Annotated in this window: 23 protein-coding genes; 8 read left to right on the top strand and 15 right to left on the bottom strand. The window is 68.2% G+C overall.

The genetic code is table 11. The features are described 5' to 3' along the window. The first annotated feature begins 204 nt into the window (after positions 1-204). Positions 205-1,116, top strand: a complete 912-nt coding sequence (locus JYG37_RS31055; RefSeq protein ID WP_213347007.1) for a DUF72 domain-containing protein — start codon at positions 205-207, stop codon at positions 1,114-1,116. Positions 1,117-1,285: 169 nt separating this feature from the next. After that, on the top strand, positions 1,286-1,456 hold the full coding sequence (locus JYG37_RS31050) for a hypothetical protein (RefSeq protein WP_167351632.1): 171 nt from the start codon (positions 1,286-1,288) through the stop codon (positions 1,454-1,456). Positions 1,457-1,568: 112 nt separating this feature from the next. Here JYG37_RS31050 and JYG37_RS31045 read toward each other — a convergent pair whose 3' ends face one another. The 7 genes from JYG37_RS31045 to argH all read right to left on the bottom strand — a co-directional run bounded on the left by JYG37_RS31045 (position 1,569) and on the right by argH (position 8,777). Next, a complete protein-coding gene (locus JYG37_RS31045; RefSeq protein ID WP_213347005.1) occupies positions 1,569-2,954 on the bottom strand; it encodes an MmgE/PrpD family protein in 1,386 nt (461 codons plus the stop codon). Continuing rightward, a complete protein-coding gene (locus JYG37_RS31040) occupies positions 2,951-3,859 on the bottom strand; it encodes a polysaccharide deacetylase family protein (RefSeq protein ID WP_050015295.1) in 909 nt (302 codons plus the stop codon). The genes JYG37_RS31045 and JYG37_RS31040 overlap by 4 nt, the downstream gene beginning before the upstream one ends. Continuing rightward, positions 3,856-4,728 carry a polysaccharide deacetylase family protein gene (locus JYG37_RS31035; RefSeq protein WP_213347003.1) on the bottom strand — a complete coding sequence of 291 codons (873 nt, stop codon included), beginning with the start codon at positions 4,726-4,728 and terminating at the stop codon, positions 3,856-3,858. The genes JYG37_RS31040 and JYG37_RS31035 overlap by 4 nt, the downstream gene beginning before the upstream one ends. 7 nt (positions 4,729-4,735) lie before the next feature. Then, positions 4,736-5,575, bottom strand: a complete 840-nt coding sequence (locus JYG37_RS31030; RefSeq protein ID WP_050015299.1) for an ABC transporter substrate-binding protein — start codon at positions 5,573-5,575, stop codon at positions 4,736-4,738. Between the two features lie 81 nt (positions 5,576-5,656). Then, positions 5,657-6,460 carry an amino acid ABC transporter ATP-binding protein gene (locus JYG37_RS31025; RefSeq protein ID WP_050015301.1) on the bottom strand — a complete coding sequence of 268 codons (804 nt, stop codon included), beginning with the start codon at positions 6,458-6,460 and terminating at the stop codon, positions 5,657-5,659. Beyond that, positions 6,457-7,350, bottom strand: a complete 894-nt coding sequence (locus JYG37_RS31020; RefSeq protein WP_124630128.1) for an amino acid ABC transporter permease — start codon at positions 7,348-7,350, stop codon at positions 6,457-6,459. Before JYG37_RS31020 ends, JYG37_RS31025 begins: the two co-directional genes overlap by 4 nt. Then, positions 7,344-8,777 carry an argininosuccinate lyase gene (argH, locus tag JYG37_RS31015; protein WP_124555445.1) on the bottom strand — a complete coding sequence of 478 codons (1,434 nt, stop codon included), beginning with the start codon at positions 8,775-8,777 and terminating at the stop codon, positions 7,344-7,346. The genes JYG37_RS31020 and argH overlap by 7 nt, the downstream gene beginning before the upstream one ends. Positions 8,778-8,904: 127 nt before the next feature. Between argH and gcvA the strand changes: the two genes are divergently transcribed. After that, complete coding sequence (gene gcvA / locus JYG37_RS31010) at positions 8,905-9,783, top strand: transcriptional regulator GcvA (protein WP_089490044.1); 879 nt, start codon at positions 8,905-8,907, stop codon at positions 9,781-9,783. Between the two features lie 24 nt (positions 9,784-9,807). Here gcvA and JYG37_RS31005 read toward each other — a convergent pair whose 3' ends face one another. Both JYG37_RS31005 and JYG37_RS31000 read right to left on the bottom strand, forming a co-directional pair. Further along, positions 9,808-10,338, bottom strand: a complete 531-nt coding sequence (locus JYG37_RS31005) for a GNAT family N-acetyltransferase (RefSeq protein ID WP_213347001.1) — start codon at positions 10,336-10,338, stop codon at positions 9,808-9,810. 128 nt (positions 10,339-10,466) lie between these two features. Beyond that, complete coding sequence (locus tag JYG37_RS31000) at positions 10,467-11,492, bottom strand: AraC family transcriptional regulator (protein WP_213346999.1); 1,026 nt, start codon at positions 11,490-11,492, stop codon at positions 10,467-10,469. 351 nt (positions 11,493-11,843) lie between these two features. On the opposite strand from JYG37_RS31000, the gene JYG37_RS30995 reads away from it, so the two are divergent. From JYG37_RS30995 to JYG37_RS30975, 5 genes are all read left to right on the top strand, one after another. Continuing rightward, positions 11,844-13,091, top strand: coding sequence for a dienelactone hydrolase family protein (locus JYG37_RS30995; protein ID WP_213346997.1), 1,248 nt, complete (start codon positions 11,844-11,846; stop codon positions 13,089-13,091). A gap of 41 nt (positions 13,092-13,132) precedes the next feature. Beyond that, a complete protein-coding gene (locus JYG37_RS30990) occupies positions 13,133-13,921 on the top strand; it encodes an SDR family oxidoreductase (protein ID WP_213346994.1) in 789 nt (262 codons plus the stop codon). Between the two features lie 64 nt (positions 13,922-13,985). Beyond that, positions 13,986-15,224 carry a styrene monooxygenase/indole monooxygenase family protein gene (locus JYG37_RS30985; RefSeq protein WP_176015914.1) on the top strand — a complete coding sequence of 413 codons (1,239 nt, stop codon included), beginning with the start codon at positions 13,986-13,988 and terminating at the stop codon, positions 15,222-15,224. 5 nt (positions 15,225-15,229) lie between these two features. Further along, on the top strand, positions 15,230-15,757 hold the full coding sequence (locus tag JYG37_RS30980; RefSeq protein WP_050015318.1) for a flavin reductase family protein: 528 nt from the start codon (positions 15,230-15,232) through the stop codon (positions 15,755-15,757). A gap of 37 nt (positions 15,758-15,794) precedes the next feature. After that, positions 15,795-16,760, top strand: coding sequence for a SphA family protein (locus tag JYG37_RS30975; protein WP_213346992.1), 966 nt, complete (start codon positions 15,795-15,797; stop codon positions 16,758-16,760). A 266-nt stretch (positions 16,761-17,026) separates the two neighbouring features. On the opposite strand, the gene JYG37_RS30970 is transcribed toward JYG37_RS30975, so the two are convergent. From JYG37_RS30970 to JYG37_RS30945, 6 genes are read right to left on the bottom strand one after another with little or no spacing between them, the layout of a single operon-like run. Further along, positions 17,027-18,001, bottom strand: coding sequence for a type II secretion system F family protein (locus JYG37_RS30970; RefSeq protein WP_050015320.1), 975 nt, complete (start codon positions 17,999-18,001; stop codon positions 17,027-17,029). 36 nt (positions 18,002-18,037) lie between these two features. Further along, on the bottom strand, positions 18,038-19,015 hold the full coding sequence (locus JYG37_RS30965) for a type II secretion system F family protein (protein WP_050015321.1): 978 nt from the start codon (positions 19,013-19,015) through the stop codon (positions 18,038-18,040). A gap of 34 nt (positions 19,016-19,049) precedes the next feature. Further along, complete coding sequence (locus tag JYG37_RS30960) at positions 19,050-20,417, bottom strand: TadA family conjugal transfer-associated ATPase (protein ID WP_050015323.1); 1,368 nt, start codon at positions 20,415-20,417, stop codon at positions 19,050-19,052. An 18-nt stretch (positions 20,418-20,435) separates the two neighbouring features. Then, positions 20,436-21,644, bottom strand: coding sequence for a CpaE/TadZ family protein (locus JYG37_RS30955; protein WP_050015325.1), 1,209 nt, complete (start codon positions 21,642-21,644; stop codon positions 20,436-20,438). Between the two features lie 22 nt (positions 21,645-21,666). Further along, complete coding sequence (locus JYG37_RS30950) at positions 21,667-22,110, bottom strand: TadE/TadG family type IV pilus assembly protein (RefSeq protein ID WP_050015327.1); 444 nt, start codon at positions 22,108-22,110, stop codon at positions 21,667-21,669. Continuing rightward, entirely contained in the window at positions 22,107-22,640 is a 534-nt protein-coding gene (locus tag JYG37_RS30945) for a TadE/TadG family type IV pilus assembly protein (RefSeq protein ID WP_124592668.1), read from the bottom strand. The genes JYG37_RS30950 and JYG37_RS30945 overlap by 4 nt, the downstream gene beginning before the upstream one ends. Positions 22,641-22,653 lie beyond the last annotated feature (13 nt).

The following is a 22,653-nucleotide window of genomic DNA, read 5'->3' as shown; positions in this document are numbered from 1 at the left end:
GTGGTGTCGTGTTTGCCGTGCCGGCGAAGGCTGTGACGCACGGATCGGCCGGATGCATCGGCCGATTGCGTCGTTCGCGAGCGCAGCGATCATACCGGCCGAACGTGGCGCGGTCTTTAAAAAAATCGGCTCGGCGACGGCGGCGGCACGCGGATTGCTCGTCGCCCGAACCGCATCAGGAACCCGGCGCAGCCGGGCATCGACGTGACACGCACATCCGGCAGGATTCACATCGGCATTTCGGGCTGGCGCTACCCCGGCTGGCGCGGGACGTTCTACCCGCCCGACCTGAAGCAGGCCAAGGAGCTGCGGTATGCCTCGGGCCACATGCAGACGATCGAAATCAACGGCACGCACTACAGCTTGCAAGCACCTGACAGCTGGCGGCGCTGGTACGCCGACACGCCGCCCGGGTTCGTGTTCAGCGTGAAAGGGTCGCGCTACCTGACGCACATGCTGCGCTTTCGCGACGAAACGGCCACGATCGCATGCGCGAATTTTTTCGCGCAGGGGCTGTTCGCGCTGAAGGACAAGCTCGGGCCGCTGCTGTGGCAATTCCCGCCGTCGCTGCGGTTCGATCCGGCGCACATGGAACGCTTCCTGAGCCTGCTGCCGCACGACACGGAAGCCGCGCTCGCGCTCGCCCGACGGCACGATGCGCGCGTGCGCGAGCCCTATCTGCAGATCGACCGCAAGCGCGCGTTGCGTCATGCGGTGGAAGTACGGCACGACAGCTTCGTGGATCCGGCGTTCGTGAAGCTGCTGCGCCGCCACAAGGTCGCGCTCGTCGTGTCGGATTCGACCGAGGCGTGGCCGCAGTTCGAGGATCTGAGCGCGCGGTTCGTCTATATCCGGCTGCACGGCACCGAAACGAAGTATTCGGGCGAATACGCCGATGCGGCGCTCGAACGATGGGCGCGCAGAATCGAAGCGTGGAGCCGGGGCGCGCAGCCCGACGATGCGCGTCTCGCCGCACCGGCGCTGAAACCGCCGCGTGCGGCGACGCGCGACGTGTACTGCTATTTCGACAACGACACGAAAACGCAGGCGCCGTTCGATGCCGGGCGGCTCATGGCGCGGCTCGGGCTGCAGGCGCACGATTGGGCGCCGGAATGAAACGTGCGGCCAAATGCGACCATCGGGACGCCGGTCCGGCCCCGCATGCCCGGGCCCGGAATATGCTCGTCCACTCGCGAATCGCGCCTCCATCGCGCCCCCGCGCGGCCGGTAAATTTTGCACGGCCGGTCACCCGCGCCATGGGCCAATACTGCAAGGAGAAAAACGATGACCCTGCTTATCTACCTGGTCGGATGGATCATCTTCATCGGCGGCGTCGCGTGGGGTTTGATGACGCTGCACGTCGCGCAATACGTCATCGAGATCGTGGCCGTCATCCTGTTCGGGATCGCGGTCATCACGGGCGCGACGCGCGCGAGGAATCGCGACCGGTCGTAGCGCGGCGCGGATGCCGCGATCCCTGCGGACAGCAGGGTAGGCCGCGCAACAGGCCGGCGGCTTCCCGCGCACATGTTGCAGCCGCAACTGCCGCATGAAGCCATCGACCCAGTCAATCGAGGTGTTCCGAATCGCCTGCGAGCCGCTCGTTCAGCACGCGCGCGTCGGCCTGCCGGTCCAGCGACAGGCACATGTCGCTCAACGCGTCGACGCGCGCACCGTCGAACGCCGTGCTTGCCAGCGCACGATATTTGGCCAGCAGCGCCGCATCCGGCAGCGGATTGCGCGGATCGCCGAGGGCGATCGGCACGTGTCGCGATTCCCGCGTCCCGTCCGCGCGTTGCAGGCTCACCGTCGGCTCGTCGAGATCGCCGAGCGCCGGATCGACATCGACCGTGATGCGCGCGAGCAGCGCAGTCACGCTCGGGTCGGTGCGCCGGTCCGCACGATAAGCGTCGATCCCGGTGTCGCCGAACACGAGCGCCGCCGCAACCGCGTACGGCAGGCTCATTTGCGCGGACGACAGCGTCGACAGGTCGCGGCCGCCGCACATCCGCGCAACGAACGCGCTCGCCCGCACCGTCACCCGTTCGATCTCGCCCGCCGCGAACGTGCGGCCGTCCGCGAGTTGCAGCGCCGCGTCGACCGCCGCATGCGCGCTGCGGCACGACGCGTGCGGCTTGATCGAGCAGCGCATCAGCTTCCAGTGCGCGCCGAGGCCGTCGGTCAACGCGTCGGGCGCATGCGACGGCGCGGCGAACGTGTTGAAGAAGCCGCCCCACACGTCGTCGAACACGCGGGCGGGGCCGCTCACGCCCTCCCGGGCAAGCAACGCCGCCAGCACGCCGCCTTCCGCCGCACGCCCGGCGTGCAGCCGCTTGGTTTGCGATCCGTCGTGAATGAAGCTCCACAGGCCGCCGGCGAAGCTCGCCGCATGGCCCAATGCGTCACGCGTGCGCACGGCGTCGAGTCCGAGCACGCGCGCGCTCGCGGCGGCCGCGCCGAACACGCCGCAACTGAGCGTCGAATGCCAGCCCGCGCCGTTGTGGGCCGAGTAGCCGCCCGCCGCCTCGAGCACGCGCCGACCGACGTCGTATCCGAGCACGATCGCCATCACGCATTCTCGGCCCGCGACCGGTTGGCTGGCGCACGACAGCGCTGCCAGCACGGCTGGCAGCACGACCGCGCCCGAATGATCGCAGCCGCCCGAATCGTCGAGCTCGAGTGCGTGCGCGGCAATGCCGTTGACGAACGCCGCGTCGCGCGCACTCGCACGCCGTCGCGTGCCCCATAGCGACGCGCCGCCGCGGCCAACGGCGCCGGTCAGCGCACGGGCGCTGCGCGTCTCGACGGCCGACGTGCCCGCCAGCGCGGCGCCGAACGTGTCGAGAACATGACGCGTGGCTTTCGCGACGACGTCGTCCGGCAATGCATCGGCGGAAGTCCGTGCGACGAATGCCGCGAGCCGCGTCGCGCGCGCTTGCGTGTCCGTCGTCATCGTGCCGCCTCGTCTGCCACGCAGCGTGCGAACACGTCGACCGGATGGCCCGGGTCGTTGACGGGTGCCTGTGCATGCCACCAGCGCGCGATGTCGTGCCCCGTCGCGAACCATGCATCGCCGGTGCCGCGCAAGTGCGCGAGCAACGCGTGCAGCAAAGCGATCCGGCCGGCCGTGCCGATGATCTCGGGATGCAGGCGCAACACGCAGCACAGCCCGAAACGCCTGAACCCGTCGACGTCGCGCCGCCAGTTGTCGAGCACGTCGCGGTACGCGGCGATGCGCGGCTGGCCTGCCGGCACGGGCGGCGACAGGTTGAACTCGAAATACGGTTCGTCCTCGAGCTCGTAGTGCAGCGGCAGTTCGACGAGCCGTGCGCCCTTCACGTCGCCGTCGCTACGCGGATGCACGTAAGGCAGATCGTCGCCGCGCCAGGACGACGACCACGTGAAACCTTCCGCGACGAGAAATTCGGCGAAGCCGTCGGCCCAGTTGCCGGTGAACGAGCGAAAGCCGTGCGCGTCGCGACCGGTCGCGTCCGCGAGCGCCGCACGCCCCGCGCGGCACGCGTCGATCTGGGCAGCGAGCGGCAATGCATCGAAATCCTCGCAGCGATAGCCGCTCACGCCGAGCTCGTGGCCGGCTGCGGCAATCTCGCATACCGTGCCCCGATGCGTTTCGGCGACGGCGCCGGGCACGAACCAGCTCGTCGGCACGCCGAACGCATCGAACGCCGCAAGCAGCCGGTCGACACCGCGCGTCGCGCCGTAACGCCAGACCGACAGCGATTTCTCGCGGCCGACGATACGCGGTTCGCGCGTCTGGATGCCATGAATGTCGTTGAAGTCGACCGTGATCGCGACCGCGTATCGCGCGCCGCCCGGCCATGCAGGAAGGTGGGTCACGTGCCGCTCCGTTGCGTGGGCGCCGCCTCCCGCGCGGCCTGCCCGAGCCACCAGTCGGCGACATCGCGGCAGCGTGCGAACCATACGCCGTCCTGCGCGCGCATGTGGTCGAGCCAGGCATCCAGCAGCGCGATGCGTCCCGGTTTGCCGCACACCTTGGGATGAAGAAGCGTCGTCAGGCACAGCCCTTCACGGTATACGCCGTCGAATTCGCGCGTCCAGTTGTCGAGCGTCGCGCCGTAGCCCGCGATCCGGTCGAGCCCGGCCGGGTAGTCGGGATTGCGGTGATACGCGAGCGACGCGTAGTCGTCGGTCTCCCAGCGGCCGGGAATCTCGACGAGCGGCGGCTCGCCGTTCTCGCCGTGCAGCAGGTACGGCCGGTCGTCGCCGCGCATCGAGCTCGAATAGCGCACGCCCGCTTCGCGCAGCACGGCCACGGTCGCGGCGCTCCAGTCGCCGGACGGCGTGCGGAACCCCACCGGCCGCACGCCGAGCGTGCGCGCGAAGATATCGGCCGATTGCGCCATGATCTCGCGCTGCCGATCGGGTTCGAGCGTCCAGAACGCTTCGTGCCGGTAGCCGTGATAGCCGATCTCGTGGCCGCGCTCGACGATCGCCGCGCATTGCGCGGGCCACGTTCGCGCGACCCAGGCGGGCACGAAGAACGTCGCGGGCAACGCGAAAGAGGCGAGCAGGTCGAGCAGCCGGCCGAGCGCGCGCCACGGCCCGTAGCTGCCGAGCGTGAAATACGCGGGGTTGCGCCAGATCGACCCGTTCAGCATCGCGTCGCCGGTCGGGCCGTCGAGATCGAACGCGAGCGCGACGCATGCGCGCTTCGCGTCGGGCCAGCGGGGCGCCAGGTCCGTCATCGCGCGCTCAGTGGGTGCCGTTGATCATCGCCTTCGCCACCGCGTGTTCCTGCAGCCCCCATTTCGCGAGCAGCTTCCGGTACGAGCCGTCCGCGATCAGCTGGTCGAGCGCCGCCGTCAGCGCGCTGCTCAGCGCCGTGTTGCTCTTCGCGACGCCAATGCCCGTGTATTGCGACAGGAACGGCTTGCCGACCGGCGCATACGCGTTCTGCTCGAGGCTGTTCTGGTACGGCAGCGTCTCGCCGCCCTGCACCGCCGCGTCGATGCGGTTCTGGCGCAGCTGCATCCGCGCATCCGACGAGCCGTCGGTGCCCACCACCACGATCGGCGGCTTGCCGGCCTTCACGCAGTTCTCCGCGCTCCATGCGGTCGTATTGTCCGGGAACGACGTGCGCCGGCTCGACCCCACGCGCTTGCCGCACAGCGCGCTCATCTGCGCGAACTCGCCGGCGCGTGCCTTCAGCACGTAGAACTGCGGGCCCGTCTCGATGTAGTCGACGAACGTCACCGCATCGCGGCGCGTCGGCAGGTCGGTCATCCCGGACAGGATCATGTCGACGCGTTGCGTCGCGACCGCGCTCATCATCTGGTCGAAGCTCGTCTCGACCCAGTTGAGTTTCGCGCCCATCTTCGCGGCAAGCGCCTCGCCGAGATCGACGTCGAAACCCGCGAGCTTGTCGGTCGCCGGATCCTTGTATTCGAACGGCGGATAGTTCGGCACGATCGCGACGTTCAGCGTGCGTTTCGCGGCCGCGGGGGCGGATTGCGCGACCGAGAACGTCGCATGAAGCGCGAGCGCGCCGAATGCGGCGGCAGCCAGCGTGCGGGTCAGGACGGATGCTTTCATGGGGTGTCGCCTTGTCGTTGTGGGCTTGTATCGTTGACGGAGGAATCGTTCGGGCGCTTCTGCACGGGGCGCCCGACCCGCTCAAGCAATCACCGCCGAAATGAAGTCGCGCGTGCGCGCATGGGTCGGCGCGGACAGCACCTGGTCCGGCGGCCCGCTTTCGACGATCCGGCCGCCGTCCATGAACACGACGCGGTCGGCCACCTCGCGCGCGAAGCCGAGCTCGTGCGTGACGACGATCATCGTCATCCCGCTCTTCGCGAGATCGCGCATCACGGCCAGCACTTCGCCGACGAGTTCGGGATCGAGCGCCGACGTCGGTTCGTCGAACAGGATCAGCTGCGGATGCATCGCGAGCGCCCGCGCGATCGCAACGCGCTGCTGCTGGCCGCCCGACAGCTCGACCGGAAACGCGTCGCATTTGTGGGCGAGCCCGACGCGGGCGAGCAGCGCGCGCGCCTCCTCCTCCGCTTGCGCACGGCGGCGCTTGAGCACCTGCACGGGGCCCTCGATCACGTTCTCGAGCGCCGTCTTGTGAGGAAACAGGTTGAAGCGCTGGAACACCATGCTCGTCGCCAGCCGCTGGCGCGCGACCTGGCGCTCGGACAGCGCGTGGAGCCGGTTGCCCGTGCGCCGGTAACCGGCCAGTTCGCCGTTGACCCACAGCGCGCCCGCGCTGATCGTCTCGAGTTGATTGATGCAGCGCAGGAACGTGCTCTTGCCCGAGCCCGACGGGCCGATGATGCACAGCACTTCGCCCTGTTCGACGTCGAGCGTGATGCCGTGCAGCGCCTGGAAATCGCCGTACGACTTGCGCACGTCGACCGCGCGAACGACTGCATTCGTCATGACGTTCTCCCGATAGTTGTGGATCGTGTCGTTCATTTTCGGCCCGCCGCGCGCCCCGCACCGCGTGCGAAGCGCCGTTCGACGCGGGCCTGCGCGAGCGACAGCACGGTGACGACCGCGAGATACCAGATGCCGGCGACGATCAGCAGTTCGATCACGCGGGCATTCGCGTAGTAGATGTTCTGCGCGTTGTGCAGCATCTCCGCGTACTGCACGACGCTCGCGAGCGACGTCAGCTTGACCATGCCGATCAGCTCGTTGCCGATCGGCGGCACGATCACGCGCATCGCCTGCGGCAGGATGATCCGGCGCAGCGCCTGCAGGCGCGGCATGCCGATCGATTTCGCGGCCTCGTACTGGCCTGTATCGACCGATAGCAGCCCGGCCCGCACGACTTCCGACGTATACGCGCCCTGGTTGATGCCGAGTCCGAGCACGGCCGCGAGGAACGGCGTCATCACGTCGACGGTCCGGTATTCGGCGATGCCCGGGATGCCGAGCGTCGGAAACACCAGCGCCAGGTTGAACCACAGCAGCAACTGCAGAATCACCGGCGTGCCGCGGAACAGCCAGATATAGCCCTGCGCGATCGCCCCGAGCACCGGGTTCGACGACAGCCGCATCACCGCGGTGACGACCCCGAGCACGACACCGACCGTCATCGCGAGGACGGTCATCACGATCGTGTTGGCGAGCCCCGTCAGGATCGAGCGCGCGGTCAGGAACTGGCCGACGACACGCCATTCGATCTGTCCGCGCGCGAACGCGGCGGCGATATAGGCAAGCGCGGCAACGATCGCGACCGATGCGACGTAGCGGCCCCAGTAGCGCCGGCGCACGCGCACGAGGACGGCCGTGTCGTCCGCGACCGCATCGGCCGCCGCCGGTGCGCCGTCGAGACGGCGGGAATCGGATGCGCTCAGCATGACGGCCCCCGGTAATCGGCCGCCCACGCGGCCTGGCGCTCGATTGCCTCGCTCAGGCGATCGATCTGTTCGCGCACGCGTACGGGCGACGTGCCGCCCGCCCCGCCGCGTGCGGCGACGGCCGCGTCGAGCGTCAGATGCGCGCGCACCGCCGGTGCGAGGCGCGTGTCGACGGCCTGCAACTGTTCGGCGCTCGCGTCGGCCAGCTCGATGCCGTCCCGCTCGCACGCGCGCACGAGCGTGCCGGTGATCTCGTGCGCCTCGCTGAACGGCACGCCCGTCAGCGCGAGCCAGTCGGCGACCTCGGTGGCGAGCGTGAAGCCGAGCGGCGCCTGGCGACGCATCTCGTCGACGTTCACGCGCATCGTGCGGATCATCCCCGCCATCGCCGGCAGCACGAGTTCGAGCGTGTCGATCGAATCGAACGCGGCGATCTTGTCTTCCGCGAGATCGCGGTTGTACGCGAGCGGCAGCGACTTCAGCGTCGCGAGCAGCCCCGTCAGGTTGCCGATCAGGCGCCCCGCCTTCCCGCGCGTGAGCTCCGCGATGTCCGGGTTCTTCTTCTGCGGCATGATCGAGCTGCCGGTCGCGTAGCCGTCGTCGAGTTCCACCCAGCGGAATTGTCGCGACGTCCACAGGATCACTTCTTCCGACAGGCGAGACAGGTTCACGGCGAGCATGCTGGTGACGAACACGAATTCGGCGACGTGGTCGCGCGCGGCCACCGCGTCGATCGAGTTCTCGCACGGCGCGTCGTAACCCAGCTCCCGCGCCGACAGCTCGGGCCGCACGCAGATCGCCGAGCCCGCGAGCGCGGCCGCGCCGAGCGGCGAACGCGCGGTGCGACGGTCCCAGTCGACCAGGCGATCGGCGTCGCGATACAGCGACTGCGCGTGGGCGAGCAATTGATGGCCGAACACGATCGGCTGCGCGGGCTGCAGGTGGGTGAATCCGGCCGTCACCGTGTCGACATGCCGGCTCGCCTGGCCGATCAGCGCATCCTGCAGGTCGAGCACGCCGCGCACGAGCCGGCGCGCCTTGTCGCGCAGATACAGGCGCAGGTCGTTCGCCGCCTGGTCGTTGCGCGAGCGCCCGGCGCGCAGCTTGCCGCCGAGCGCCGGCAGCCGCTGCGTGAGCACGCGCTCGAGGAACGTGTGCACGTCCTCGTCGGCGAGCGATGGCGCGATCGCGCCGGCGGCATAGTCGCGCGCGATGCCGTCCATCGCGTCCAGCAGTTGCGCGAGGTCGTCGTCGTTCAGGATACCCGCGCGGTTCAGTTCGCGCGCATGGGCCCGGGAGCCCGCCAGATCGTACGGCACGAGACGGAAGAAACTCGGATCGGAGCGGGACAGGTTCTGCAGCGCGTCGGACGGCGCCGACTGGAAGCGGCCGCCCCACAGGCGTTCGATCGGTTCGGTAAGGCTCATTGCGGTCGACCTCGACTCGGTTGGATTGCTCCCACTGTAGGCATTCAATTTTTTTTGTTGTAGCGAGAAATTGAATCCGTTTTAATGAAATTTTTCTCAGTATCGTCGCCCGCGACGCGCCCCGCCGATGCGCAACCGCCTGCCTCCGCTGAACCCGCTTCGCGCATTCGAAGCCGCCGCCCGGTGCGGCAGCGTGTCGGCCGCCGCCGATGAACTGCACGTGACCGCCAGCGCGGTCAGCCACCAGATCCGCATTCTCGAGAACACGCTCGGCATCGCGCTATTCGTCCGATCAAAGGCCCGCGTGAAGCTCACGCCCGAAGGTGAGGCGCTGCTCGAACCGGTCGGTACCGCGTTCGACATGATCGCGAACGCCACCGTCAGGCTCGATTCGCCGGCCGCCGCCGGCGATCTCGTCGTGTCGACGCCGCTGTCGCTGACGTCGCGCTGGCTCGCCCGGCACATCGGCGATTTTCTGGAGCGTTATCCGGGTATCCATCTGAAAGTGATTCCGTCGAACGACGATCGCGAAACCTATTCGGCGGACGTCGACGTCTGCATTCGCTACGGGGAAGGCAACTGGCGCAACCGGCGCGTCGAGCTGCTCGCGCATCCGGCGCTGTTCCCGGTCGTGAGCCCGGCGTTGATGAACGGGCCCGATGCGATCCGCAAGGTGCAGGATCTCGCGGGGCGGACGCTGTTCTGCGAGCATGCGGGCTCGTGGACGCGGTGGCTCGCGCAAGCGAACGCCGACAAGCTGCCGGGCATCCGCATTCTCGAAATCGGCAACGCGCACATCGGCGTCGAAGCCGCGGTGCACGGCCAGGGCGTCGCACTCGGCGACAGCCTGTCGGTGCGCGACGACCTGATCGACGGCACGCTCGTGCGGCCGTTCAGCGCCACGGTGCCGTCACGCCACGCGTACTATCTCGTCACGCGTCATGAACTGGCCGAGTCGCCGCTCGTGGCCGCGTTCACGTCGTGGCTGCGGGCACGCCTCGCGTGATACGCGTCGCCGCGCGCGGTGTGCTCACGCACCAAGGCTCGCGAGGTCGTCCCACACCATCACGATGTTGCGCGATCGCCAGACCGGCCCCGGATCGATGTATTCGCCGGCAGGCCGGCCATGCAGCGCCGCATAAAACGCGATCGCCGCGTCGTTGCCGTCGACGACGCTCAACGCCGCGCCCGGATACCGCAACCGGCCCAAATGCGTCGCGAGCCGCGCGAGCAGCTGGCGGCCGATGCCGCGACGCTGGAATCGGGGATCGACATACAGAAACTTGATCTCGCCACGGCCGTTGAATACCGGATCGGACGGCGCGCCGGCGGCCCCGATGCCGACGATGCTGCCGTCGATCTCCGCCACCAGCACGAGCGGGTTCCCGTCGTTCGACGACAGCTTTTGAGTCCATTGCCTGCGGCGATAGTGTTCGTCGAGAACGGCGTGCGCGTCGGCCGGCGCGAGATCCCGATAGGTCTGCCGCCAGACCTTGACATGAAAATCGGCGATCGCCTGCGCATCGCCGATCGTGGCGGACCGGATGGATAGGCCAGTCATTGAGGACGCTCCCGGAGGCATCGCGCCGACGGGCGCGATGTGCACGACGGATTGTGGACGATCCGTGCAACGCTGTCGAACGACCTTCGTGGCCGCGCGATCGAGCGGGCCGACCCATCGCGCCGCCCTCACCCCCGCCCGCGCCGCATCCTGAGCGTCGCCGACGGCGATTCGCCGAACGCCCGCTTATACTCGATCGCGAACCGCCCGAGGTGCGCGAAGCCCCATTTCAGCGCGACGTCGGTGACGGACGCGAGCCCCGGCGTGTCGTCGGCCAGCAGTTCGTCGCGCACATGTTGCAGCCGCAACTGTCGGACGAAGCCCATCGGCGTGATCCCGTGGCGATTGCGGAAGCCGGCGAACAGCGTGCTCGGGCTGACGCCGGCGAGTTCGGCGAGCCGTTCGATCGTCAGCGGCTCGTCGAGATGCGCGCGGATGTATTCCTCGACGCGCCGCACGTAGAACGGCGCGAGCGGCGCCGGCGCGGAACGGGTGCCGTTGCGCGCGGTGTTCGGGTGGCCGTACAGCAGCAGGTTCAGCAGCGTCGATTCGAGCTGCTCGAACGCGAGCGGATGATGCAGCGGATGCGCGTCCGTCGCGATCGCGCCGGCGAGCACCGGCAGCACCTGCGCGAGACAGACGCCCTGCGGCGACGACAGGTCGAACGCCGGTTCGAATTCGACGCTCGCGCGCCGGTCCCCGCCGAAATGCCGCTGCGCGTGGCGCTCCATCACGTCGCGCTCGATACGCAGGATGACTTGCGGACACGCTTCGCCCCATCGCATCCGGAGCGGCAGCGTGGGCGACAGCAGCGACGCCGTGTCGGGCGACGACACGAAGCGCGTCGCGCCGCATTCGATCTGGGCGTCGCCGCGCAGCGGAATCTGCAGCAGGAAGAAATGCTCGAGCGGCCCCGGTTCGATCGACACCTCGCCGCCGTAATCGAGCAGGTTCAGCGACAGGTTGCCCCAGCGCGCATGGTGCATGCAGCTGTGCAGCACGCGCGATTCGCCGGTGGGCGTGAGTCGATGCGGCTTGAAGACGTCCGCCACGCGCGCACGCACCTCGTCGACGTCGTTCGACTCCAGCAGCAGCGTGCCGTGATTGAAACAGGCGGCTTCACCCAGCCAGCCGGTTTCGGAAAATTGCGCCATCGAAGTTCTCCCGTCGTGCTCGATCGCACTCGCGCCGTGCATGCATTCCCGATCTCGGGGAATGCGTCGCACGATCCGGACAGCGCCCGGAGCATCCGGACAATCCGTCCCACGAAACACGCAAGTCCCGCGCAAGCCACGCAAGAAGCGGACCGTTCGCGCATCGTAGAAAACTGTGCGGGCTGTCCGCATCCGCACATACCCGCAGTCGCCCACGGCCCGCCGGCTCGCGGCGGCCGCTGCCGCAGGTTTCCGGAATTCGCGGATACCGGCCGAAGAAAGCGGATAGAAACGCCCATTTCGGCCACCAATACTGGGCCCATCACCGAAACCAACAGCACGGAGGGACAGATGAACGGACGTCACATCGAGATTCCATCGCCGGACGGCGGCGCGTTTCGCGCGTACCTGAGCACGCCGGCCGGCGGCACGGGGCCGGGCATCGTGCTCTGTCACGAGATCTTCGGCGCGAACGCGACGATGCGGGACGTGGCCGACTACTACGCCGAGGAAGGCTACACGGTGCTCGTGCCGGACCTGTTCTGGCGCCAGTCGCCCGGCATCGAGCTCGGGTATGCGGCGGCCGATGTCGAGCGCGCAATGGCCCTTTATCGCGAATTCGACGAAAACAACGGTGTCGACGACGTCGGCGCCGCGCTGGACGCGCTCCGCCAGCGGCCGGAATGCACGGGCGAGGCCGGCGTGCTCGGCTACTGCCTCGGCGGCAAGCTCGCGTATCTCGCCGCATGCCGGCTGCCGGGCGTGGCGGCGGCGGTCAGCTACTACGGCGTGGGCATCGAGCATGCGCTGGACGAAGCGGCGCACCTGCACGGGCGGCTCGTGCTGCAGATCGCCGCGCAGGACCGTTTCTGCCCGCCCGACGCGCAGCAGCGCATCGCGGCTGCGCTGGCCGGCCGCGACGGCGTCGAAGTCTACGTCTACCCCGGCGTCGACCACGCGTTCGCCCGCGCCGGCGGCGATCATTACGACCAGGCCGCCGCGGTCATGGCCCACCAGCGCGCGATCGCCGCGTTCCGCGCCGCGCTCGGCCCGCACTACGACCTGTCCGCGCTGTGGGAAACGCATCTGAAGCACGAGTTCGACACGCGCAACGTCGACGCGACGATGGCCACGATGGTCGCCGAGCCGTACGTCAACCATATTCCGACGCTGACGGGCGGCGTCGGCCATGACGAGCTCAAGCGCTTCTACACGCATCACTTCGTGCATGCGAACCCGCCCGACACGACGATCACGCCGATCTCGCGCACGATCGGCGCGAGCCAGATCGTCGACGAGCTGCTGTTCTGCTTCACGCACACCACCGAGATCGACTGGATGCTGCCGGGCGTCGCGCCGACCGGCAAGCGCGTCGAGATTCCGCTCGTCGCAATCGTCAAGTTTCGCGGCGACAAGCTCTATCACGAGCACATCTACTGGGATCAGGCGAGCGTGCTCGTGCAGATCGGCCTGCTCGACCCGTCAGGCCTGCCGGTCGCGGGCGTCGACACGGCCCGCAAGCTGCTCGACGTCACCGTGCCGTCGAACGGCCTGATGCGCCGCTGGCGCGACAATGCGCCGTCCAGCGGTGCGCACTGACGCGGCCCCACCCTCACCCCCATGATTCCCGGAGACACCCCATGAATGCCCTTGCTGGCAAAGTCGCGCTCGTCACCGGCGGCGCCACGCTGATCGGCGCCGCGGTTGCACAGGACCTGAGCCGCGCCGGTGCGTGCGTCGCAATCCTCGATCTCGATGCGGACAACGGCGCACGCGTGGCCGCATCGCTCGGCGAACGGGCGCTGTTCATCGCGCTCGACATCACGGACGACCGTGCGATCGAGCGCGCGATCGCGACGATCGTCGAACGATTCGGCGCGATCGACGTGCTCGTCAACCTCGCGTGCAGCTATGTCGACAACGGCATCCACGCGACCCGCAACGACTGGCTCGCGGCGATGGACGTCAACGTCGTGTCGGCGGCGATGCTCGCGAAGGCCGTGCATCCGCACATGGCGCGGCGCGGCGGCGGCGCGATCGTGAATTTCAGCTCGATCTCCGCGCAGTGCGCGCAAACCGGCCGCTGGCTGTATCCGACCTCCAAGGCCGCAATCCGCCAGCTCACGCGCAGCATAGCGATGGATCTCGCGCCCGACCGGATTCGCGTCAACTCGGTGTCGCCCGGGTGGACCTGGTCGCGCGTGATGGACGAGCTCACGCACGGCGACCGTGCGAAGACCGATCGCGTCGCCGCGCCGTTCCACCTGCTCGGCCGCGTCGGCGATCCGTCGGAAGTCGCGCAGGTCGTCACGTTCCTGTGCAGCGACGCGGCGAGCTTCGTGACGGGCGCCGACTACGCGGTGGACGGCGGCTATGCCGCGATGGGCCCCGAACAGGCGGTGCCGGCGATTCCGCGGCTCGCGGAGTGACCGCGCGTCGCCGCTGCTTCCCTCGATCACTACGGCCGCTACACGACCAACCAAGGAATTTCCCATGAGACGCATCGCTATCGTCGGCGCCGGCCAGTCCGGCCTGCAACTCGCCTTCGCCCTGCTCGACCAGGGCTACCACGTCACGCTCGCGACCAACCGCGACGCGGAGCAGATCCGCTCCGGCAAGGTCATGTCGAGCCAGTGCATGTTTCACACGTCGTTGCAGATCGAGCGCGATCTCGGCCTGAATACGTGGGAGGAAGCATGCCCGTCCGTCGAAGGCATCGGCATCGCGGTGCCGCACCCGGACGGCCACGGCCGCAAGGCGATCGACTGGTCGTCGCGGCTGACCCGCTACGCGCAGTCGGTCGACCAGCGCGTGAAGATGGCCGACTGGCTCGACGGCGTCCGCCGCCGCGGCGCGGACGTGCGCATCGCCGACATCGGCGTGCCCGAACTCGAGGAACTGGCCCGCAGCCACGATCTCGTGCTGCTCGCGGCCGGCAAGGGCGACATCGTGAACCTGCTCGGCCGCGACGATGCGCGCAGCCCGTTCGATCGTCCGCAGCGCGCGCTGGCGCTGACCTACGTGAAAGGGATGACGCCGAGCGAGCCGTATTCGCGCGTGCGCTTCAACCTGCTGCCGGGCATCGGCGAGTACTTCGTGTTTCCCGCGCTGACCACCACCGGCCCGTGCGAAATCATGGTGTTCGAAGGCATCCCGGGCGGCCCGCTCGACTGCTGGGCCGACGTGAAGACGCCCGAGCAGCATCTGGACCGCAGCCTGTCGTTCCTGCAGCAGTACGTACCGTGGGAATACGAGCGCTGCCGCGACGTCGCGCTCACCGATCCGAACGGCACGCTGGCCGGGCGCTTCGCGCCGACCGTGCGCAAGCCGTTCTTCCGGCTGCCGTCGGGCCGCACCGTGTTCGGGATGGCCGATGCGGTGGTGGTCAACGATCCGATCACCGGCCAGGGCTCGAACAACGCCGCGAAATGCGCGAACGCGTATTTCGACGCGATCGTCGCGCGCGGTGCCGCACCGTTCGGCGAAGACTGGATGCACCAGACGTTCGAAGGCTACTGGGCGTATGCGCGGCACGTCGTGCGCTGGACCAACTCGCTGCTCACCCCGCCGCCGCCGCACATCCTCGAACTGCTCGGCGCGGCCGGCCAGTTGCCGTCGCTCGCGAAAACGATCGTCGACGGTTTCGACGATCCGCGCCGGTTCGCGCCGTGGTGGTTCGAACCGTCGGCGTGCGCGGCGCTGATCCGCGAACACAGCGTGCGTGCGGAGTGAGCGCCATGGACACGACCGTTACCGACCGTCCGGCCCTCGACCCGATGCAGTTGCGCGCCGCGTTCGGGCAGTTCCCGACCGGCGTCACCGTGATCACCACGTGCGCGGCCGACGGCCGCAAGGTCGGCCTCACCGCTAATTCGTTCTCGTCGCTGTCGCTCGATCCGCCGCTCGTGTTGTGGAGCCTGCGCAAGCTCGCGCCGAGCCGCCCGGATTTCGTCGCGGCGACCCACTTCGCGATCAACATCCTCGCGCACGACCAGATCGACCTGTCGCGCCGCTTCGCGACGCCCAGCGCCGACAAATTCGACGGCGTGCCGCACGCGGATTCGGAGAACGGCGGCGTGCCGTGCCTCGACGGCGCGAGCGCGCGCTTCGTGTGCCGCAACGTCGGCCACTACGAAGGCGGCGACCACCTGCTGTTCATCGGCGAGATCGAGCAGTTCGACGCCTTCGGCAAGGCGCCGCTCGTGTTCCATGCGGGCCAGTATCGCGCGATCGCCGATCATCCCGATCTTTCACGTTCCATTTAATTAGTACATACAAGCAAATAGCCAAGAGGTGGTAAACATGAAAAGCGGCTCTCGCCTGCTCGTCGCCGCAGGCTTCGCACTCGCCGGCCTCGGCGGCCTCGCCGGTCATACGCCGGCTCATGCGGCCGACCTGCCGGCGGTCAACCTCGGCATGACCAGTTTCCTCGACGGCATGCCGCCGGCCGGCGCCGGCTGGTACGGCACGCAGTACCTGCAGTACTACACGGCCGGCCGCGTCAACGACAATGCAGGCAACAAGGTCGGGCTGCCGAAGCAGGACATCGACCTGTTCGCGGGCTTAAGTCAGCTCGTCTATCAGTCCCCGCTGACGTTTGCCGGCATGCATCCGGGCCTCGACGTGATCCTGCCGTGGATCGCGTCCGCGCGGACCGACGACGGCATCGGCAACGTCGCGCTGAATGCGCGCGCCGGCTTCGGCGATCTGCTGATCGGCCCGTTCGTCCAGTTCGACCCGGTGATGGGCGCGCAGGGCCCACGCTTCGCGCAGCGCGTCGAATTCCAGTTCATCGTGCCGACCGGCGCGTACGATCCGGCGCGCACGATCAATCCGGGCAGCCATTTCTGGTCGTTCGATCCGTACTGGGCCGCGACGCTGTGGCTCACGCCGAAATGGACCGTATCGTGGCGACTGCACTATCTGTGGAACGCGACCAACCATCAACCGGCGACGGCACTCGGCCCGGACGTGACGTCGACGCAAGCGGGCCAGGCGATCCACGTGAACTTCGCGACCGAGTACGAAGTGCGGCCCGGCCTGCGGCTGGGGCTCAACGGCTACTGGCTACGTCAGATCACCGACATGAAGGCCAACGGGCAGGACGTGCCGGGCACGCGGGAAGCCGTGTTCGCGATCGGGCCGGGCGCCATGTATAGCTTCTCGCCGCACGATCACCTGCTGTTCAACGCGTACTTCGAGACCTATGCGCGCAACCGGCCGCAGGGGACGCGGATGGTGCTGCGCTACGTGCATCACTTTCATTGATACACCGGGCGTCGGCCGTCCCGATACGCAGCACGCCGGCTCGGCGGTTAGCCGCAGGGGGCAGCCGTGAAGGCGGTGGACTACGGCTCGTTCCATGATCGACCATGGGTCCAGGATGCATCGACGCCGCTATGGTCGACCTGTCTCGCGGCGCCGCCTGGGGAGGGAGCCTCCATGAAGCCTGTTGCCGCGCCGGCCGCCGAATAGCCCCGGGGCCGGCGCGTCGAGCCTGAATCGATGCGCGCGAAGCCGCATCCGCGCGCCGCTTACGGCGCGACGCCGACGAACGTGGGCAGCAGCACGCGATAGACGTGGATCATCGCCGGCCCGAGCAGCACCATCATCAGCGCGGGGAAGATGCAGAAGATCAGCGGAAACAGCAGCTTCAGCGCGATCTTCGCCGCGCGTTCCTCCGCGCGCATCCGGCGCCGCGTACGCAGCATGTCCGACAGCACGCGCAGCGATTCGCCGATGCTCGTGCCGAACCGGTCCGCCTGGATCAGCATCGCGCAGAACGATTCGATGTCCTCGACGCCGGTGCGCAGCGCGAGATTGCGCAGCGCCGTCTCCTTCGTGAAGCCGGAGCGCATCTCGAGCAGCAGCAGATCGAGTTCGCTCGCGACCACCTCGCTGCGAAACCGCAGCTCCTCGCTCACCTTCATCAGCGCCGCGTCGAGCCCGAGCCCCGCCTCGACGCACACCGTCAGCAGGTCGAGCGCGTCCGGGAAATCCTCGAAGATCTTCTGCTGGCGCACCTTGACCCGCTGCGACAGTACGATGTTCGGGATGTAGTAGCCGATGCCGGCGAGCGCCACGAGAATCAGCGACAGCACCGCGCGCTCGTCGCCGAGCGACGTCGTGATCAGCGCCAGCAGCGCCGCGCACGGCAGGCCGAGCGCGAGTATCGTCTTCGCGGTGAAATACAGCGCGGCCGCGCTCTGGTTGCGCCAGCCGGCATTCATCAGCCGGATGCGCAGCGGCGAATTCTCCCAGCCCTCCTTCGGCACCGACAGCTTCGAGATCGGGGTGGACAGCTCGACCAGCTTCGCGACCCAGCGCGACGCCATGTCGTCGCCGTCGCCCGGGCCGGCGACGCCGCCCGCCCCGGTCCCGCCGGCCTGCTGGAGCCGGCGCTGGATGCCGCGCGGCGCGAACAGCAGCATCGCGACGAGCACGCCGCCGGCCACGAAGATGAACAAGCCGCCCAGCATCACGGCCTGGACCACGCTCAGGTTTTGCATGACAACCTCGCAACGGTTCGTTATTCGGCTCGCGCGTCAGACGCGAATGCGCACGATTCGGCGGATCCAGAACAGGCCGAACAGCATCGACACCAGCATCGTGCCGACCATCCGGATCCCGGCCGGATCCTCCCAGAGCACCGACAGGAATTCGCGGTTCAGCAGCGCCATCACCGCCGCGGTGCCGAACGGCAAGAGCCCGAGAATCCACGCCGACAGCCGCCCTTCCGCCGACAGCACGCGCACCTTGTCGAACAGCTTGAAGCGCTCGCGGATCAGCGCGGCGATGCTGTCGAGCAACTCGGCCAGGTTGCCGCCCGTCTCGCGCTGGATCAGCACCGCGATCACGAAGTAGCGCAGGTCCTGCACCGGCACGCGCGTCGCGAGGTTCATCAGCGCGTCGTGCAGCGACACGCCGTAGTTGACCTCGTCGAACGTGACGCGGAATTCGCCGCCCATCGGCTCGGAAAACTCGTCACCGACCATCCCGAGCGTGCTCGTGAACGAATGACCGGAGCGCAGCGCGCGCGCGATCATGTCGCAGATCTCCGGCAACTGCCGTTCGAGCTTGCGCATCCGCCGGGCGCGGCGGCGCAACACGTACATCATCGGCCACCACCCGGCGAACAGCGCGAGCGGCACCGCGGCGAGCTGCGGCGCTCGCGCGAAACTCGCCGCGAACCACGTGAGCGCCGCGAACGTCGCGCTGAGCGTGATCAGCTTCGGCAGCGTCCAGTCGAGGCCCGACTGCTGGATCACGAGATCGAGCGCGTGCACGCGCGGCAGGCGCAGCAGCAGCCGGTCGAACGGCTTCGACTCGTCGAGCATGCGCTTTTTCAGGATCGACAGCCGCTCCTGCTGCACGTTGCCGCCGGCCGACATCGCGCGAATGCGCGATTCGATCCGGCGCGCGGCGGCGCCGTGTCGCGCGTTCCACCATTGATAGATGCCTTCGATCGACAGCACGACCGCGACGAAGGTAAGAATCACAAAACCGTAAAAGATCGCATTCATGAGCCTCTCCCCGGCAGCACAGGACGCCCTGGCGTCAGTCCGCCTCGTACCGCATGGACGGGTCGTACAGCGAATCCGGCAGGTTGATGCCGAACGCCTGCAGCCGCTCGACGAACTTCGGCCGCACGCCGGTCGCGCAGAAGTGGCCGCGCACCGCGCCGTCGCGGTCCACGCCCGTGCGCTTGAACGTGAAGATCTCCTGCATGTTGATGATGTCGCCTTCCATCCCGGTCAGTTCCTGGATGCTGATGATCTTGCGCTTGCCGTCCGTGAGCCGCGCCGCCTGCACGACCACCGAGATCGCCGACGCGATCTGCTGGCGCATCGTCTTCGGCGGCAGCGTCAGGCCGGACACGCTGACCATGTTCTCGAGCCGCGTCAGCGCGTCGCGCGGCGTGTTCGCGTGGATCGTCGCGAGCGAGCCTTCGTGGCCGGTGTTCATCGCGTTGAGCATGTCGAGCGCTTCGGCGCCGCGCACTTCGCCGAGGATGATCCGGTCCGGGCGCATCCGCAGCGCGTTGCGCACCAGCGTGCGCTGCGTGATCTCGCCCTTGCCCTCGATGTTCGGCGGGCGCGTTTCGAGCCGCAGCACGTGCGGCTGCTGCAGTTGCAGTTCGGCCGCGTCCTCGATCGTCACGATCCGCTCGTTGCGCGGAATGAAGCCGGACAGGATGTTGAGCAGCGTCGTCTTGCCGCTGCCGGTGCCGCCCGACACCAGCACGTTCACCTTCGCGCGCGACAGCGCGTCGAGCAGCTCGGCCATCGGCGGCGTCAGGCTGTGGTAGCGCACGAGGTCGTCCATCTTCAGCGGGTTGACCGCGAAACGCCGGATCGACATCAGCGGCCCGTCGATCGCGGACGGCGGGATGATCGCGTTCACGCGCGAACCGTCCGGCAGCCGCGCGTCGACCATCGGGCTCGATTCGTCGATGCGGCGCCCGACGCGCGACACGATCTTCTCGATCACCTTCATCAGGTGCGCATCGTCGTAGAACGTCACGTCGGTCAGTTCGAGCTGCCCGCAGCGCTCGACGTAGACCTGCCGGTACGTGTTCACGAGGATGTCGGAAATGCCGGGGTCGCGCAGCAGCGCTTCGAGCGGGCCGAAGCCGAACATCTCGTCGTACACGTCGATCGCGAGCTGGCGCCGCTCGATGTCGTTCGCCGGCATCCTTTCCTCGTCGAGGATGCGTGCGATCAGCGAGCCGATCTCCATGCGGACCTGGTCCTGATGCAGTCGCGACAGGCGCTCGAGCTCGACGCGCTCGAGCACGGCCAGGTGAATTTCGCGGCGCAGCTTCTGGTATGCGTCGCGCACCGACGAATGCGCCGGGCCGACCGGTTCGCCGCCCGCCGCCGCCGGCTGGGCCCGATGCAAGGACATCTGTTCGCGCAATGACATGATGGTTCCCCGTAAGAATTACATCGACTTGAGCTTCGGCGTGGCCTTGCGGCCGAACAGCCGGGACATCAACGGCTCGCTGTGCGTCGCGCTGCGTCCCGCGCGCACCTCGCCGTCGACGAGTTGTTTCGCATGGCCCTGCAACGCCCGTGCGACCGCCGAGCCGCGCGCGAGCCGCGACACCGGATGGCCCTGGTTGATCGCTTCGAGCACGGTGTCGGCGTCGTCGGGAATCGTGCAGGCCGCCTGCAGCCCGAGCACTTCCTCGAGCGCGGTGCGGGTCCGCTCGCTCGCGCGCGTCGCGCGGTTCACGATCAGCCGCAACTGGTCGGTCGAGTAGCCGAGCGACACGAGGATCTCCAGCAGCCGGCGGCCGGCGCGCACGTGCGGCATCGCGGGCTGCAGCACGAGCTGGATCTGGTCGCTGCGATCGAGCGCGACCATCGACAGCGGGTTGATGCCGACGCCGACGTCGAAGATCACGAAGTCGTAGCGCGGCGCGGCGACGCCGAGAATCCATTCGAGCGCGTCCTCGCGCATCTCGGCGGCCTTGACCGGGTCGCCGGCGCCGGCCAGCACGTGGAAGTTTTCCGTCACGTGCGCGACGCTCGCGTCGAGAAACGCGCTGTCGAGCCGTTCGATCTGCGCGCATAGCTGCGGCAGCGTCGACGGCGGGGTTTCGTCGCTGACGAGGAACGCCGCGTCGGCGAACTGCTGGTTCAGGTCGATCAGCAGCACGCGACGCTTGAAGCCCTCGGCGATCTCGAACGCGACGTTGCTGGCCGCGAAGCTCGTGCCGGCGCCGCCCTTGCACGACATGAACGACACGATGCGCGTGTCGTCGGTATCGCGCCGCGTGCTCTGCGCGGCGGCCCGCCCGAGCGCGTGGCCGAGCGCCTGCGGATCGAGCGGCCACTGCAGCACGTCGCGGGCGCCCGCACGCATCGCATCGAGCAGCACGTGCGGCGATGCGTCGGCCGTCACGAGGATGCAGGTCAGGCCCGCATGCGCGCGGCAGATGCGCTCGATCGCCGACAGCTCGAACGGCTCGAGCGACGCGCCGTCGACCAGCAGGATGTCGAACGCGTCGAGCCCGTCGGTGCGATGTTCGATCTGCGACGGGCGGCCGGTGGCGCGCGTCGTGCGATAGCGTCCGCAGTCGGCCACGAGACGCGCGATCTGCGAAAGCCGCGCGGTATCGTCGGAAGCTACGAGGATATTGATCATGTCGTGTGCCTCGTCTTGTCGATTAGTTGCAGGCGGAGCCGCCCGTCGCGGAATTCAGGCTTTCGCGCGGCAGCGTCGTCGTGAACGGCGGCATTTTCAGCGTGACGTTCATGAACGGGATCATGGTCTTGACGGTGACGTTCGTGACGCTCACCGTCACGAACGAGCACGTGTTGACGTCGCAACTCGACGGCGTGTAGTTAACCGACACGTTCGCGCTCGACAGCAGCGGCATCAGCGATCGCACGCGCTTCACGACGCCCGCGGCGTTCACGTCGCAGACCACCGCCGTGCGTGCGCCGAGGCGCACGGCCTCGCTCGCCGTGTTCCAGTAGAACAGCACGCGGCCGAACTCGAAGATGCCGATCAGCAGCATGATCAGCACCGTCGCGATCAGCGCGAATTCGACGATCGCCGCGCCGCGCTGCGCGCGCCGGCGGGACAGCGGAAAATGGCGCGCGTTCATGACACTTGCCTCATCACGGTGACGATGTTGCCGAAGGTGATCGACGGCAGCCCCGGGTACGCGGGAATCGGCTGGTACTTGTAGCCGCTGATCTTCACTTCGACGACGTTGATCGCGCCCGTGGCCGTGCCGCTTGCCGCGTTGTTGTTCGAATCGTAGGTCGGCAGGTTCGCGAACTGCGACGGATCGGACGCATCGCTGCAGCCGGTCGTGTGCTGCGCGTCGCAGATCGTGACCATCGACGTCGTGAGCCCGGGCACCAGCTCGGTGCCCGACGTGCCGCACGTCGTGCTGCCGTAGACGACCAGGCACTGCGCCTGCGACACCGGATACGCGCTGTCGGTCGGCAACCAGACCGACAGGTAGCGCGCGGCATCGCGGGTCGCCTTGGTCAGCGTCTCGTACTGGTAGATCGCCCGGCCGAACTCGGCCACGCCGGTCGCCAGCATGATCATCGGCATCAGCACGAGCGCGAACTCGACGGCGACGGCGCCGCGGGTGCGCGAACGACGAATCGACGGCTTCTTCATGATCGTCTCTCCG

The sequence above is a fragment of the Burkholderia sp. LAS2 genome (assembly GCF_018417615.1).
GTDB classification, from domain to species: domain Bacteria; phylum Pseudomonadota; class Gammaproteobacteria; order Burkholderiales; family Burkholderiaceae; genus Burkholderia; species Burkholderia sola.
This window is presented reverse-complemented; position numbering and strand designations above follow the sequence as displayed.

Excerpts from the sequence above, each read along its gene's own strand:
- JYG37_RS30990 (WP_213346994.1), top strand. The coding sequence starts at position 13,133 with ATGAATGCCCTTGCTGGCAAAGTCGCGCTCGTCACCGGCGGCGCCACG.
- JYG37_RS30960 (WP_050015323.1), bottom strand. The coding sequence starts at position 20,417 with ATGTCATTGCGCGAACAGATGTCCTTGCATCGGGCCCAGCCGGCGGCG.
- argH (WP_124555445.1), bottom strand. The coding sequence starts at position 8,777 with ATGAGCCTTACCGAACCGATCGAACGCCTGTGGGGCGGCCGCTTCCAG.
- JYG37_RS30980 (WP_050015318.1), top strand. The coding sequence starts at position 15,230 with ATGGACACGACCGTTACCGACCGTCCGGCCCTCGACCCGATGCAGTTG.
- JYG37_RS31000 (WP_213346999.1), bottom strand. The coding sequence starts at position 11,492 with ATGGCGCAATTTTCCGAAACCGGCTGGCTGGGTGAAGCCGCCTGTTTC.
- JYG37_RS30955 (WP_050015325.1), bottom strand. The coding sequence starts at position 21,644 with ATGATCAATATCCTCGTAGCTTCCGACGATACCGCGCGGCTTTCGCAG.
- JYG37_RS30995 (WP_213346997.1), top strand. The coding sequence starts at position 11,844 with ATGAACGGACGTCACATCGAGATTCCATCGCCGGACGGCGGCGCGTTT.
- JYG37_RS31020 (WP_124630128.1), bottom strand. The coding sequence starts at position 7,350 with ATGCTGAGCGCATCCGATTCCCGCCGTCTCGACGGCGCACCGGCGGCG.
- JYG37_RS30945 (WP_124592668.1), bottom strand. The coding sequence starts at position 22,640 with ATGAAGAAGCCGTCGATTCGTCGTTCGCGCACCCGCGGCGCCGTCGCC.
- JYG37_RS31050 (WP_167351632.1), top strand. The coding sequence starts at position 1,286 with ATGACCCTGCTTATCTACCTGGTCGGATGGATCATCTTCATCGGCGGC.
- gcvA (WP_089490044.1), top strand. The coding sequence starts at position 8,905 with ATGCGCAACCGCCTGCCTCCGCTGAACCCGCTTCGCGCATTCGAAGCC.
- JYG37_RS30970 (WP_050015320.1), bottom strand. The coding sequence starts at position 18,001 with ATGCAAAACCTGAGCGTGGTCCAGGCCGTGATGCTGGGCGGCTTGTTC.
- JYG37_RS30985 (WP_176015914.1), top strand. The coding sequence starts at position 13,986 with ATGAGACGCATCGCTATCGTCGGCGCCGGCCAGTCCGGCCTGCAACTC.
- JYG37_RS31025 (WP_050015301.1), bottom strand. The coding sequence starts at position 6,460 with ATGAACGACACGATCCACAACTATCGGGAGAACGTCATGACGAATGCA.
- JYG37_RS30965 (WP_050015321.1), bottom strand. The coding sequence starts at position 19,015 with ATGAATGCGATCTTTTACGGTTTTGTGATTCTTACCTTCGTCGCGGTC.
- JYG37_RS31045 (WP_213347005.1), bottom strand. The coding sequence starts at position 2,954 with ATGACGACGGACACGCAAGCGCGCGCGACGCGGCTCGCGGCATTCGTC.
- JYG37_RS31030 (WP_050015299.1), bottom strand. The coding sequence starts at position 5,575 with ATGAAAGCATCCGTCCTGACCCGCACGCTGGCTGCCGCCGCATTCGGC.
- JYG37_RS30975 (WP_213346992.1), top strand. The coding sequence starts at position 15,795 with ATGAAAAGCGGCTCTCGCCTGCTCGTCGCCGCAGGCTTCGCACTCGCC.
- JYG37_RS31035 (WP_213347003.1), bottom strand. The coding sequence starts at position 4,728 with ATGACGGACCTGGCGCCCCGCTGGCCCGACGCGAAGCGCGCATGCGTC.
- JYG37_RS31005 (WP_213347001.1), bottom strand. The coding sequence starts at position 10,338 with ATGACTGGCCTATCCATCCGGTCCGCCACGATCGGCGATGCGCAGGCG.
- JYG37_RS30950 (WP_050015327.1), bottom strand. The coding sequence starts at position 22,110 with ATGAACGCGCGCCATTTTCCGCTGTCCCGCCGGCGCGCGCAGCGCGGC.